A 13,237-nucleotide genomic window follows, 5' to 3' on the forward strand; every position below is an offset into this window, starting at 1 on the left:
TTTCTGGTGCGTACCGGGCTGAGAGGCGGTGTAAGTGAACTGTAGTTGCCATGTTTTACGGCAATGAGAGCAGAGATAGCGCTGATGTCCGGCAGTGCTTTTGCCGTTACGCACCACGCCTTCAGTAGCGGAGCAGGAAGGACATCTGATGGAAATGGAAGCCACGCAAGCACCTTAAAATCACCATCATACACTAAATCAGTAAGTTGGCAGCATTACCCGTTTGTCCCATTGACGCCATCACGCTGCGTACAATTTCTTCAATCTGTTTTTGATCCATGATGTGTTATCTCCGCGTCATCAGAAGAACAGTGACGGATCGCCCGCCCGTTTGGTCAGGCGACCGTTTGCCATAATGCCCATGCTTTCCAGCCAGCGTTCAAACTCTGGTGACGGGCGCAGGTTGAGTAACTGACGCACAGTGGCGGTATCGTGGAATGCGGTGGTCTGGTAGTTGAGCATGATGTCATCACCCAGCGGCATCCCCATGATGTAGTTGCAGCCTGCGGTGGCGAGCAGGATCATCAGGTTTTCGTTGAGGTTCTGGTCAGCGTCAGCGTGGTTGGTGTAGCAGCAGTCACAGCCCATAGAGATGCCGCTCAGCTTGCCCATAAAGTGATCTTCTAAGCCAGCACGGATAATCTGGCGGTCGTTGTAGAGATACTCCGGCCCAATAAAGCCGACCACGGTGTTGACGATAAACGGATCGTAATGACGCGCCAGCCCATAGTTACGTGCTTCCATCGTCACCTGGTCAGCGCCGAAGTTAGCGCCAGCGGATAGCGCAGAGCCTTGTCCGGTTTCGAAGTAGAGGCAGTTTTCCCCGGCGATACGGTTGAACTCTGCACCCACTGCGCGCGCTTCGTCGAGCATCGCCAGTTCCACGCCAAACTCTTTCAGCCCTTTTTCGCTGCCACAGATACTCTGGAAAATCAGTCCGCCAGGCGCGCCGCGACGAATCGCTTCGATCTGGGTGGTGACGTGCGCCAGTACGCAGCCCTGAGTTGGGATGTTGAATTTGTCGATCACGCCATAAATGGTATCCAGCACGCGGCTTAAGTTTTCCACGTCGTCAGTTACCGGGTTGACGCCGATCACCGCATCGCCCACCCCGAAGGAAAGCCCTTCGTAGATTTGCGCGGCGATACTTTGCACGTCGTCACGAGTGTCATTTGGCTGCAAACGGGCGCTGAAGGTGCCCGGAATACCGATGGTGGTATTGGCCTTTTTGATTACCGGCATTTTCTTCGCGCCGTAGATCAGGTCCGCGTTGGAGCAAATCTTCGCTACCGCCGCGACCACTTCCGAGGTCAGCCCTTTGCGGGTAAAGGCAATGTCGTCCACGCTAGTTTCATCGCTCAGCACATACTCACGCAGTTCGCTGATGCTCCAGTTTTTAATCTGGTTGTAGGCCGTTTCGTTAACATCGTCCTGAATCAGCCGCGTCACGCAGTCATCTTCATAGGCAATCAGCGGCAAGCGCGGTTGCAGAACGCTGGTTTCTGACATCTCTGCCAGCGTGCTATCCGGGTTCGTCACCAGCAACGCCACGGCTTTCGCCGCATCCAGCACCGAGCCGCCGCCAAATGCGATCACCCCATCACAGCCTGACTCACGCAACTGCGCCACGGCTGCACACACGTCGGTGATGCACGGTTCGCCCACCGGACATGGCCAGAGCGTCATGGCGATGCCTTTAACAGCCAGGCTGCGCGTCAGCCCGGCGGTCATCCCTGCCTGATGCAAAAAGCTGTCTGCCATCACGAACAGATGTTTCAGCCCACGCGTTTGCGCTTGCTGTCCGCAACTGCTCACCGAGCCCGGACCGCAAAGCGTCACCGGTGGAACGCTAAATGTTTTTACCCGTTGCAGATTCAGGGTATCGAACGCCTGAAAGAGCGCGGTCTGCAATTCATTTTGCATATAGCCCCTCCGCTTTCTCTCGCCCACTACTGGCGATCGCCAGCGGGGTCATAAACAAACTGTGCTGCGGTAAATGCACCTGTAACGCCGGGAATTGTTTGCGAAACAGTTCCGCCACGCCCGGTTGCATACAAGAGCCGCCCGCCAGCCATAAATCAGTAATGCCCTGCCCTTCAATATGCCGGGCGACAATGTCCGCCATTTTTTCGTACACCGGTTTCACCGTAGGCCAAATCTCTTCACCGTGACCGCGCTTGTACTGCTCCGCCTCTTCCAGCGAAATACGGCGATTTCCGGCGAGAGTCAGAGAGATGTGATGTCCGCCGGTTGCTTCATCCGCCGAGTACGTCACCTTGCCCTTTTTCACGATGGCAATGCCGGTAGTGCCGCCGCCGATATCCACTACACCGGCGTTGTCCAGTTGCAGCAGCTCCGCAACTGCGGTTGGCTCATCCAGCACATGGCCACTTCCAGTCCAGCAGACTCCAGCACGTTGATGGAAATACGCGGGTCCGTACCTGGAGGAAATGAAGTCGCCGCATGGCTAAAACGGCGACCGAATTGCTGCTCGAGCGTGTCGAGATGGCGACGAACAATGGTGACAGCGCCGAAGAAATCCCAGACGATGCCGTCGCGGACCACATCGGCCCAGTCGAGGCATACCGCCACCGGCTGACCGTCGCGGTCGACAACCATCGACACCACATCGCAGGTGCCCCAGATCCACCCCCAGCCACAGCGGAGATTCCGTCGCGGCGGGCGTCTGGTTACACAGCGTTGCCGCCGTTTGCAGACGTGGGGTGAGCCATTGTTCGTCGTGCGCCATCTGTTACTCCTTAAACAATGCGAAACGCATCGACTAATACACAGCGACGCAGACGGACAAACGTACGCGCGCTGGTTACCCCTTCACCGGTTGGCGTGGTGATGGTCATGGTGGTCCAGCCTTCCCCGCCCAGCCCCAGCCCGGCAATGCACGGTCCGTTCTTAACGAAAATGCTGGTATCAATAGCATTCGCCATCTGGTTCATGTTTTCGATGTTGCGCGAGTGCATTGCGCCGTGTGGTGGCAACCGCCTTCCAGTTTCACCGCCAGCGCAATGGCATCCGCCACGTTGGCGACGCGCACGACGGGCAGCACCGGCATCATCAGTTCGGTCACGGCAAACGGATGTTCTGCAGTGGTTTCCACAAACAGCAAACGCGTTTCTTGCGGCACGTTCAGGCCGATTGCCGCCGCGATTTTCGCCGCATCGCGACCAACCCAGTCACGGCTGACGGTGCCTTTTCCGCGCTCGTCGATATTTTTCAGCAACACCGGTTGCAGCTGCTGCGCCTGTTCTGCGGTCAGTTTCACCGCGTGCTGGCCTTCCATCAGACGCATCAGTTCATCGGCTACGCTATCAACAACAATCAGTACCTTTTCGTCGGCACAAATGATGTTGTTATCGAAAGAAGCGCCTTTGACGATGGACTGAGCGGCACGGGCGAGGTCGGCGGTTTCATCCACCACTACCGGCGGGTTGCCAGCGCCTGCGGCAATCAGACGTTTATTGGTGTGTTTACGCGCCGCTTCTACTACCGCTTCGCCGCCGGTCACCACCAGAAGGCCGATGCCCGGAAACTTGAACAAACGCTGCGCGGTTTCGATATCCGGATTTGCCACAGTAACCAGTAAGTTTTCCGGCCCGCCTGCGGCAACAATCGCCTGGTTGAGCAGCGTGATCGCCCGCTGGGAGACTTTTTTCGCCGCCGGATGCGGGGCAAAAATGACGCTGTTGCCCGCGGCAATCAGGCTGATGGCGTTATTAATTACGGTTGCCGCCGGGTTAGTGGACGGAGTTACCGAAGCCACCACGCCCCAGGGCGCGTTTTCAATTAAAGTCAGGCCGTTGTCGCCGGTCAGCACCTGCGGAGAGAGACACTCAACGCCTGGCGTGCCGCGCGCCTGAGCGACGTTTTTGGCAAATTTATCTTCAACGCGGCCCATGCCGGTTTCACTGACGGCAAGTTCCGCTAAATCTCTGGCGTGTTTTTCGCCTGCCTCACGAATGGCAGCAATGGCTAACTGGCGCATTGCCACGCTTTTTAACCCTTGCTGGGCGACTTTGGCTGCCGCAACGGCGTCATCCAGGGACGCGAAAACGCCCATCTCATGAACGGCGGCGGGCGGCGTGTCACTGCTTTGCATTTTCAGCAGTACCGCTTTCACCACCTGTTCAATATCCTGTTGATTCATGATGTTCTGCCTTATTTGTGGAAAATTACCTGACCGCCAGACACCACCTCATCGACAATGCCAATCACGCACAGATCGACCGGTGACGTTTCGCTTTTATGCGCCTGGCGGGCGGAACTGCCACTCACCAGTAACACCCACTCCCCGGTTCCCGCGCCAATATTGTCGATGGCGACGGCGCATTGCCCGTCAGGATTACCTTGTGGATCAATCATTTCCACCATCAGCAATTTGTCATGCGCCAGTCCGTGATGGCGTACGGTACAAACAATTTGTCCAGTGACGACTGCCAGTTTCATACCCGCCTCCGTGGCGTATTTCAGGTAAAAGCTCCCCCTACCCTCCGCAGAAGGTAAAATGAAAAAGGAGAGAGCGTAACGCCCGAATCGACGTCACACAGGGTGATTACAGGTTGCTGCTATCGCCTTTCAGGCCGATCGGGAAGACTTCTTCCAGGTCGCCGTGCGGACGCGGGATAACGTGTACAGATACCAGCTCGCCGATACGCTGTGCCGCTGCGGCACCTGCATCGGTCGCGGCTTTACAGGCTGCAACATCACCACGAACCATGGCAGTACACAGGCCGCCGCCAATCTGCTTAACACCAACCAGCTTGACGCGCGCAGCTTTCACCATCGCGTCAGAAGCCTCAATCAGTGCAACCAGGCCCCGGGTTTCGATCATTCCTAATGCTTCCATTGTGCTTTCCTCTTTATCAGGGTCCAGAACGGGACCGTTCATTCAACCAGTGTTTGTAAACTGCTTTCGCGGTTCACTTCTGTCTGACGCGGCACAGCTGCCACCAGCGCCAGCTCGATAATTTCCTGCACGCTACAACCACGAGAGAGATCGTGCATCGGCACGGCAAGTCCTTGTATCAGTGGCCCGACGGCACGATATCCGCCGAGTCGTTGTGCGATGTTGTAACCAATATTTCCGGCTTCCAGCGACGGAAAAACCATCACATTGGCCTTGCCCTGTAGCGGGCTGGCAGGCGCTTTTTGCGCCGCCACTTCCGGCACGAAGGCGGCGTCAAACTGTAACTCGCCATCCACCACCAGCTTTGGTGCGCGCTCACGGACGATTTCTGTCGCCTGCTGGACGTTAGCAACACAGGGGTGACGGGCGCTACCATTGCTGGAAAACGACAGCATCGCCACGCGCGGCTCTTCTCCGGTGATGGCGCGCCAGGTTTCGGCACTGGCAAGCGCGATATCCGCCAGCTGCGCCGCCGTCGGCTGTGGCACCACGCTGCAATCGGCAAAGCCCAACGCCGGGCCGCTGTACTGTGGCAACATCAGGAAAATGAAAGAGAGCGTTTTACAGCCTGGCTGCAAGCCGATAATGCGTAATCCGGCACGCAGCACATTTGCCGTGGAAGAGAGGTTGCCTGCGATACAGACATCCGCTTTACCGGCGCTGACCATTGCTGCGGCGAACATCAGAGGGTCGGTAAGTTTTTCCAGCGCATCCGGCGGCGTTTTTTCGCCCGCGCGGGCCAGCCAGCGATGAGCAAATTCTTCCCGCATTGCGAGGTTGCCATGCGGATCAATCACCTGTAGCCCGTCCATCGCCACGCCGTGACTGAGCGCAAACTGACGAAGTTCAAACGGATTGGCGACCAGAATGGGCGTTGCCAGACCTTGTTGATGTAAATATTGCGCGGCTTTCAGCACACGTTGATCTAACGCATCCGGAAAAACCACTCTGGCGGGCGCTCGCAACGCCAGTTCACGACAACGTTCAATAATCATTGCGTTCCCCCAGTCGTTGTTGGATCTGCTTCACCGTTAGCGGCTGCTTCGTTACGCTCAGGATCATCATCACGTAGACCGTGCTGGAAAGGCGGTTCAGCGCCTGCAAAATGTCCGGGCGTAATACTTCAAAGCTGCGGGTGATAAAGACCTGCGCCGCTACGGTTTCGGTTTCCCGCACTTTGGTGCGTAGCAGATTGAGCAACGCAGCATCGCGCCCGTGGCTGGCTTCCAGCACCAGATGATCGTGGTCGAGATAGCGCAGCGGCTGATGAGAAAGCCGATGCAGATCTTCGTCAGAAAGCCCGACAATCGCCTGGCAGCCCAGCGGTTCCCCCAGCGCATCGGCGCGCATAATGTTGCCAAGACGCGAACGGATATCCGCCAGCCACGGCTGCCACGGTTCCGCCAGTTCAATTTGCAGCCACACTGCCAGCGCAATGGTGCTGTCGAGAACCGCGCGAAAACCCAGACGCGGATCGCTTTTGGCGACCATTTTTTCCGCCGACAGGTGAGTCAGCGTATCCGGCTTTTTTGCCACCGGCTGGCGGCACAGTTCGCAGCACGCCTGCGGATGTTCATCGCTACTGGTCAGCCCATGAACGGGCTGCGGCTTCTGCTGTTCATCGTCAACAAACAGGCGGCCCTGCTCGTCAATAAACTTGATGCGCAGATGGCGGCTTTCCAGCAACTCCCGGGCAGAGGGCGTCAGGCGACTGTCCGCAGGGAGATGGATCTCTGCGCCTTCGCTGAGCGTATGGTTCGCTCTTAGCCATGCTTCGGTGATGAAATCTTTCATAGGGATTGCCAGTTAGCCGGCCAGGCGACATACAGGAATTTCACGCTGGATGTCATACCAAATTCGATGCTGGAGCCTTTCGGGATAAACATCACGTCGCCTGCTTTGGCGATCATGGTTTGGCCTTCGTGGCGAACATGCAGCACCCCTTCCAGCACCATGTCGATTTCGTCGTAGTTCAGGGTCCACGGGAAGAATGCGTTCTCCCACTGCATAAAACCGGCGGCCATGCTGCTGCCGTCGTCTCCGGTCACAAGATCAGTCAAGCCCACGCAATGCGGCTCTGCGCCGTCGAAACGACCAAACTTGACGCTGCTGCCATCAATCACTTTGATGCCGCCTTTGCCGGTCACCGATTTGAAGCTCGGCTGCATTGCGCCCTGCTCCAGCGACTGTTTTTCCTTCATCACTTTTTCCATCAGCTGTGCGACCAGGCTTTCGGTAAACTGGCCTTCCGGCAGCTGGGCAATGATGGTTTCGCGGATGCGCTGGCTTTCGGTTTTGTCGGCTGGCACGCTGGCGGGCACGGACGCCGTTACCGGGATCGATTCATCACATTCGGTGATGGTAAAACCCAGTAGATCCGCCACTTCACGGGCTTCCGGGGTAATAATGCTGGCGCGCAGAACCACGGACATTGCCTGTTCGCCGCGCGCGTGTGCTTCACGAATATCATTCGCTGTGATGAGTTTTTTCACCTGCTTCCTCCTGTTTGGTGAGAGATGCCAGATAATCCACCAGTTGCTGCACGCTTTGCGGGTCGTGGCTGTTTAGCTCGAAAATCGGCTCTTCGAAACCCGTCTCAAGCAATAACTTTCGCGTTGCGGCGACGTCAGCATCTGGCATGTCCGTTTTACTGATGACGGCAATTTGCCGTTTGCTGACGCCAATATCCAGCAACCCGGCAGGCAACCGACTTTCCGGGTCATTTGCGCCATGGACATAGATCAGCATGTCTACATCCTGTAGCGTGGTAATTAAGGCGTGATACCAGCGGGGATGGCTAAAATATTCACCCGGCGTATCAATATCGCCCTTATCATTAAATTCCACGGCCTGTGTTTTTCTGGCGAGGGTATAATTCCCCTGCAACGCATTAAATAACGTTGTTTTTCCTGCCCCGACACTACCCACAAACGCAATTCGTTTCATGAATGCCTCGTATTAACTTTTGGTCATTTCACAAAGCGTATAATTTAATAAGCGACCTAAACCGCTGACGGTTTGTGATAACGCTTCTTCTACTGCGCCCACCGAGCCATAAATCACCAATGCACCGCTGAAGCGGTCGAGAAAACCGATATGCACATCAGCGGCTTTCAGCGCTAAATCACCGGCGATCATCGCCGTTTCGCCGGGAGTTAGCGTCATAATGCCAATTGCGCCCGCATCCGGAACGCCGATTTTCTTCGCCAGTTCCTCACCGGGATGCGAGATGAGATGCGCCAGTGTGACCTGTTTGCCGGGCACAAATTCCTGAATGATGCGTTCTTTATCCATGAGTCGCCGCCTGTGAAAAACTTTCGTGTATCGTGACAATTTTTCGTCAGAGTAAATAACAAAATTCGGCAAGCGCGTTTAAAAGGTGAGGTAGATCACTAAGAATGGAGAGATATTCGCTGTGGTGCATAAACTTTCATATGCAACGCATGAATATAAATAAAATAATATCGAGATATTATATAGACTGCTTTTTTATTATTCGCAAACTCAGTAATAAGCTTTACTAATATATTGCAGCCAAACCGCTTACCCTGAATATTCAGGGTAAGCGTGAGAGTTAAAAAAGAATTACAGCGGTTGGGTTTGCGCTTCAACCACGGCCAGCGCCACCATGTTGACGATACGACGCACCGATGCGATCGGCGTTAACACGTGAACCGGTTTCGCCACGCCCATCAGCACCGGACCGACAGTCACACCTTCCGAGCTGGAAACGCGCAGTAAGTTGTAACTAATGCGGGCAGCTTCCATGTTCGGCATCACCAGAATATTGGCAGAACCTTTCAAAGGGCTGTCCGGCATACGGTCGTTGCGAATCGCTTCCACCAGCGCTGCATCGCCGTGCATTTCACCATCAATCATCAGATCTGGCGCACGATCCCTGACCAGTTCCAGCGCCTGACGCATTTTGCTCGACGACGGGCAGTCAGAAGAACCAAAGTTGGAGTGCGACAACAGAGCAACGCGCGGCTCAATACCAAAACGACGGACAGTTTCTGCCGCCATCAAGGTGATCTCCGCCAGCTCTTCTGCGTCTGGTTCGTCATTGACGTAGGTATCGGCAATAAAGGTGTTACCACTCGGCAGCAGCAGCGCGTTCATTGCACCTGCGGTGTGAACGCCATCGCGATAACCAAAGACATTTTTCACCACGCTAAAATGTTCATGATAATCGCCCACCGTACCGCAGATCATTGCATCGGCTTCCCCACGCTGAACCATGATCGCGCCGATCACTGTCGGGTTACTGATCAGCGCCCGCTGCGCCTGTTCCTGAGTGACACCGCGACGCTTCATGATCTGGAAGTATTCGGTCCAGTACTCTTTAAAGCGCGGATCGGATTCGTTATTGACGATCTCAAAATCAACGCCCGCTTTGATCTGCAAGCCCAGTTTCTGAATGCGCATTTCGATCACGTTCGGACGACCGATAAGGATCGGTTTCGCCAGTCCCAGCGTTACCAGTTCCTGAGTGGCATGCAGAACGCGCGCCTCTTCCCCTTCTGGCAGAACAACGCGCTTCGGCGCTTTGCGAGCCTGGGAGAAAATCGGCTTCATAAACAGGTTGGTTTTGTAAACGAACTCAGTCAGCTTGTCGATGTAGACGTCGAAATCAGCAATCGGACGCGTCGCCACGCCCGACTCCATCGCGGCTTTAGCGACCGCAGGAGCGATCTTAACGATCAAGCGCGGATCAAACGGTTTTGGAATGATGTATTCCGGACCAAAGCTCAGATCCTGATCGCCATACGCTGAAGCCACCACTTCGCTCTGTTCCGCATGGGCGAGTTCTGCAATCGCACGTACCGCCGCCAGTTTCATCTCTTCGTTGATGGCGGTTGCGCCAACGTCCAGCGCGCCACGGAAGATGAACGGGAAGCACAGGACGTTGTTCACCTGGTTCGGATAGTCAGAACGACCGGTGCAAATGATGGCATCCGGACGCACTTCTTTCGCCAGCGGCGGCAGAATTTCCGGTTCCGGGTTCGCCAGCGCCAGGATCATTGGCGCACGAGCCATTTTCTTCACCATTTCCTGGGTCAGCACTTTCGGGCCGGAACATCCGAGGAAAATATCCGCGCCTTCAATCACATCATCGAGGGTACGTTTGCCGTCGTCCACCACCGCATATGCGGCTTTGGTTTCCGCCATGTTTGGCTCACGGCCCTGATAGATAACGCCTTTTGAATCGCAAACCACGATGTTATGTTTTTGCAGACCCAGCGCTACCAGCAGGTTCATACAGGCGATTGCTGCGGCACCCGCGCCGGAAACCACCATCCGCACGTCGGAGATGTTTTTCTCCACCACGCGCAAGCCGTTGAGGATGGCGGCAGTGCTGATGATTGCCGTGCCGTGCTGATCGTCGTGGAATACCGGAATATTCATCCGCTCGCGCAGTTTCTGTTCAATATAGAAACATTCTGGCGCTTTAATGTCTTCGAGGTTGATTCCGCCGAAGGTCGGTTCGAGCGCAGCGACAACTTCAATAAATTTGTCCGGGTCGAGTTCATCAACTTCAATGTCAAATACATCAATCCCGGCGAATTTCTTAAACAGAACGCCCTTGCCTTCCATCACCGGTTTGCCAGCCAGCGCGCCAATGTTGCCTAACCCCAGCACCGCCGTACCGTTAGAGATCACCGCCACCAGGTTACCGCGCGCGGTATATTTGTAGGCTTTTAACGGGTCTTTTTCGATTTCAAGACAAGGTGCGGCAACGCCTGGTGAGTAGGCCAGCGCCAGATCGCGCTGCGTTGCCAGAGGCTTGGTTGGAGAAACCTGGATTTTCCCTGGAACTGGAAATTCATGGAAATCAAGTGCACTTTGTTTTAACTGGTCATCCATTTGGTTGTTCCTTTCACGTAACGTTCACAAATAAAGTGTGTGGGCAACAGCCCCTGCCCACAACGTGGCGCACATTATTACCCCGCCGGAGTCTACAGACTTTGAGCAAGTCCAAACTCTCACCATTAATATAATGTTTTGGTAATAATCCTATAACACTGATGTTACCTGCTTAATCCAGCAATACCATGCCTGTCTGCTATGCTTTTTTGATGCGTTTAGCGAAATTTCTCAGAAGTGTGAATTAACGCACTCATCTAACACTTTACTTTTCAAGGAGTATTTCCTATGAACGAGTTAGACGGCATCAAACAGTTCACCACTGTCGTGGCAGACAGCGGCGATATTGAGTCCATTCGCCATTATCATCCCCAGGATGCCACCACCAATCCTTCGCTGTTGCTCAAGGCTGCCGGATTATCACAATATGAGCATTTAATAGACGATGCTATCGCCTGGGGTAAAAAAAATGGCAAGACCCAGGAACAACAGGTGGTCGCAGCGTGTGACAAACTGGCGGTCAATTTCGGTGCTGAAATTCTCAAAATCGTACCCGGTCGCGTGTCAACAGAAGTTGATGCACGCCTCTCTTTTGATAAAGAAAAGAGTATTGAGAAGGCGCGCCATCTGGTGGACTTGTATCAGCAACAAGGCGTTGAGAAATCACGCATTCTGATCAAACTGGCTTCGACCTGGGAAGGAATTAGCGCGGCAGAAGAGCTGGAAAAAGAAGGTATTAACTGCAACCTGACGCTGCTGTTTTCTTTTGCCCAGGCGCGGGCCTGTGCGGAAGCAGGCGTTTTTCTGATTTCGCCGTTTGTCGGGCGTATTTATGACTGGTATCAGGCACGCAAGCCGATGGACCCGTATGTGGTGGAAGAAGATCCGGGCGTTAAATCGGTGCGCAATATCTACGACTACTATAAGCAACACCACTATGAAACCATTGTGATGGGCGCGAGCTTCCGTCGCACCGAACAAATCCTCGCCTTAACCGGCTGCGATCGACTGACTATCGCACCGAATTTGCTGAAGGAGCTGCAGGAAAAAGTTTCGCCAGTGGTACGTAAATTAATCCCACCTTCTCAGACGTTCCCACGCCCAGCTCCCATGAGCGAAGCGGAGTTCCGTTGGGAGCACAATCAGGATGCGATGGCGGTAGAAAAACTGTCTGAAGGCATTCGTCTGTTCGCCGTTGATCAACGCAAACTGGAAGATCTTCTTGCCGCCAAACTATAAACCAGCCACGGAGTGTTATATGTCCCGAAAAGACCTTGCCAATGCGATTCGCGCACTCAGTATGGATGCGGTACAAAAAGCCAACTCTGGTCATCCCGGCGCGCCGATGGGCATGGCTGATATTGCCGAAGTGCTGTGGAACGATTTTCTTAAACATAACCCTACCGACCCAACCGGGTATGATCGCGACCGCTTTATTCTTTCCAACGGTCACGCGTCGATGCTGCTCTACAGTTTGCTGCATCTGACCGGTTACGACCTGCCGCTGGAAGAGCTGAAGAACTTCCGTCAGTTGCATTCGAAAACCCCAGGCCACCCGGAGATTGGTTATACGCCCGGTGTTGAAACCACCACCGGTCCACTTGGACAAGGTTTGGCGAACGCCGTCGGACTGGCGATAGCAGAGCGTACACTGGCGGCGCAGTTTAATCAGCCGGATCATGAAATTGTCGATCACTTCACCTATGTGTTTATGGGCGACGGCTGCCTGATGGAAGGTATTTCCCACGAAGTCTGTTCGCTGGCGGGCACGCTAGGACTGGGCAAGCTGATTGGTTTTTACGATCACAACGGTATTTCGATTGATGGAGAAACCGAAGGCTGGTTTACCGACGATACGGCAAAACGTTTTGAAGCCTATCACTGGCATGTGATCCATGAAATCGACGGTCACGATCCGCAGGCGGTGAAGGAAGCGATCCTTGAAGCGCAAAGCGTGAAAGATAAGCCGTCGCTGATTATCTGCCGTACGGTGATTGGCTTTGGTTCGCCGAATAAAGCAGGTAAGGAAGAGGCGCACGGCGCACCACTGGGGGAAGAAGAAGTGGCGCTGGCACGGCAAAAACTGGGCTGGCACCATCCGCCATTTGAGATCCCTAAAGAGATTTATCACGCCTGGGATGCCCGTGAAAAAGGCGAAAAAGCGCAGCAGAGCTGGAATGAGAAGTTTGCCGCCTATAAAAAGGCTCATCCGCAACTGGCAGAAGAGTTTACCCGACGGATGAGCGGTGATTTACCGAAGGACTGGGAGAAAACGACTCAGAAATATATCAATGAGTTACAGGCAAATCCGGCGAAAATCGCTACCCGTAAGGCTTCGCAAAATACGCTTAACGCTGATATGACTTTCCGTGTCAAACCGGAATCTCTAATTTTGACGATTTTCTTTTTAGGTTTAATTCCCTGAGGGCGACGTAGCAGTAAATCCGACGG

At 54.5% G+C, this 13,237-nt stretch carries 11 protein-coding genes and 4 pseudogenes; 2 read left to right on the forward strand and 13 right to left on the reverse strand.

Going from position 1 to position 13,237, the window contains the following annotated elements:
- From BHE85_RS02220 to maeB, 13 genes and pseudogenes are all read right to left on the reverse strand, one after another.
- A partial coding sequence (locus tag BHE85_RS02220) for an IS1 family transposase (RefSeq protein WP_047664789.1) occupies positions 1-165 on the reverse strand: 165 nt, incomplete at its 3' end.
- A gap of 46 nt (positions 166-211) precedes the next feature.
- Positions 212-280: pseudogene (locus BHE85_RS28320) on the reverse strand (ethanolamine ammonia-lyase); the annotation flags it as partial.
- A gap of 20 nt (positions 281-300) precedes the next feature.
- On the reverse strand, positions 301-1,923 hold the full coding sequence (gene eutB / locus BHE85_RS02225; protein WP_001178782.1) for an ethanolamine ammonia-lyase subunit EutB: 1,623 nt from the start codon (positions 1,921-1,923) through the stop codon (positions 301-303).
- Positions 1,913-2,749, reverse strand: a pseudogene (gene eutJ / locus BHE85_RS02230) (ethanolamine utilization protein EutJ). Before eutJ ends, eutB begins: the two are co-directional and overlap by 11 nt.
- Before the next feature lie 10 nt (positions 2,750-2,759).
- Positions 2,760-4,162 (reverse strand): annotated as a pseudogene (locus BHE85_RS02235) (aldehyde dehydrogenase family protein).
- Positions 4,163-4,173: 11 nt separating this feature from the next.
- A complete protein-coding gene (eutN, locus tag BHE85_RS02240) occupies positions 4,174-4,461 on the reverse strand; it encodes an ethanolamine utilization microcompartment protein EutN (protein ID WP_000762196.1) in 288 nt (95 codons plus the stop codon).
- Positions 4,462-4,567: 106 nt separating this feature from the next.
- On the reverse strand, positions 4,568-4,861 hold the full coding sequence (gene eutM, locus BHE85_RS02245; protein WP_000387713.1) for an ethanolamine utilization microcompartment protein EutM: 294 nt from the start codon (positions 4,859-4,861) through the stop codon (positions 4,568-4,570).
- A 38-nt stretch (positions 4,862-4,899) separates the two neighbouring features.
- The gene (pta, locus tag BHE85_RS02250; protein WP_000582965.1) at positions 4,900-5,916 is read right to left on the reverse strand and encodes a phosphate acetyltransferase; all 1,017 of its coding nucleotides are present in this window, start codon (positions 5,914-5,916) and stop codon (positions 4,900-4,902) included.
- Positions 5,906-6,715: an ethanolamine utilization cob(I)yrinic acid a,c-diamide adenosyltransferase EutT gene (gene eutT / locus BHE85_RS02255; protein WP_000651272.1), complete on the reverse strand. Its 810-nt coding sequence runs from the start codon at positions 6,713-6,715 to the stop codon at positions 5,906-5,908. Before eutT ends, pta begins: the two co-directional genes overlap by 11 nt.
- On the reverse strand, positions 6,712-7,413 hold the full coding sequence (gene eutQ / locus BHE85_RS02260; RefSeq protein ID WP_000733907.1) for an ethanolamine utilization acetate kinase EutQ: 702 nt from the start codon (positions 7,411-7,413) through the stop codon (positions 6,712-6,714). The genes eutT and eutQ overlap by 4 nt, the downstream gene beginning before the upstream one ends.
- On the reverse strand, positions 7,388-7,867 hold the full coding sequence (gene eutP / locus BHE85_RS02265) for an ethanolamine utilization acetate kinase EutP (protein WP_000820764.1): 480 nt from the start codon (positions 7,865-7,867) through the stop codon (positions 7,388-7,390). Before eutP ends, eutQ begins: the two co-directional genes overlap by 26 nt.
- Positions 7,868-7,879: 12 nt before the next feature.
- On the reverse strand, positions 7,880-8,215 hold the full coding sequence (gene eutS, locus BHE85_RS02270; RefSeq protein WP_004985483.1) for an ethanolamine utilization microcompartment protein EutS: 336 nt from the start codon (positions 8,213-8,215) through the stop codon (positions 7,880-7,882).
- Between the two features lie 291 nt (positions 8,216-8,506).
- Positions 8,507-10,786, reverse strand: a complete 2,280-nt coding sequence (maeB, locus tag BHE85_RS02275) for an NADP-dependent oxaloacetate-decarboxylating malate dehydrogenase (protein ID WP_000342642.1) — start codon at positions 10,784-10,786, stop codon at positions 8,507-8,509.
- A 288-nt stretch (positions 10,787-11,074) separates the two neighbouring features.
- Here maeB and tal point away from each other — a divergent pair, with 288 nt between their 5' ends.
- A complete protein-coding gene (tal, locus tag BHE85_RS02280; RefSeq protein ID WP_001003718.1) occupies positions 11,075-12,025 on the forward strand; it encodes a transaldolase in 951 nt (316 codons plus the stop codon).
- Positions 12,026-12,044: 19 nt separating this feature from the next.
- Positions 12,045-13,142: pseudogene (locus BHE85_RS02285) on the forward strand (transketolase family protein); the annotation flags it as partial.
- Positions 13,143-13,237: the final 95 nt, after the last annotated feature.

Origin of the sequence: Shigella sp. FC1567 (assembly GCF_001743015.1) — a bacterium.
Classification (GTDB): domain Bacteria; phylum Pseudomonadota; class Gammaproteobacteria; order Enterobacterales; family Enterobacteriaceae; genus Escherichia; species Escherichia coli.

What these genes read in the sequence shown, in the direction of transcription:
- eutB (WP_001178782.1), bottom strand. Translation starts at nt 1,923, where the DNA reads ATGCAAAATGAATTGCAGACCGCGCTCTTTCAGGCGTTCGATACCCTG.
- eutN (WP_000762196.1), bottom strand. Translation starts at nt 4,461, where the DNA reads ATGAAACTGGCAGTCGTCACTGGACAAATTGTTTGTACCGTACGCCAT.
- eutM (WP_000387713.1), bottom strand. Translation starts at nt 4,861, where the DNA reads ATGGAAGCATTAGGAATGATCGAAACCCGGGGCCTGGTTGCACTGATT.
- pta (WP_000582965.1), bottom strand. Translation starts at nt 5,916, where the DNA reads ATGATTATTGAACGTTGTCGTGAACTGGCGTTGCGAGCGCCCGCCAGA.
- eutT (WP_000651272.1), bottom strand. Translation starts at nt 6,715, where the DNA reads ATGAAAGATTTCATCACCGAAGCATGGCTAAGAGCGAACCATACGCTC.
- eutP (WP_000820764.1), bottom strand. Translation starts at nt 7,867, where the DNA reads ATGAAACGAATTGCGTTTGTGGGTAGTGTCGGGGCAGGAAAAACAACG.
- eutS (WP_004985483.1), bottom strand. Translation starts at nt 8,215, where the DNA reads ATGGATAAAGAACGCATCATTCAGGAATTTGTGCCCGGCAAACAGGTC.
- maeB (WP_000342642.1), bottom strand. Translation starts at nt 10,786, where the DNA reads ATGGATGACCAGTTAAAACAAAGTGCACTTGATTTCCATGAATTTCCA.
- tal (WP_001003718.1), top strand. Translation starts at nt 11,075, where the DNA reads ATGAACGAGTTAGACGGCATCAAACAGTTCACCACTGTCGTGGCAGAC.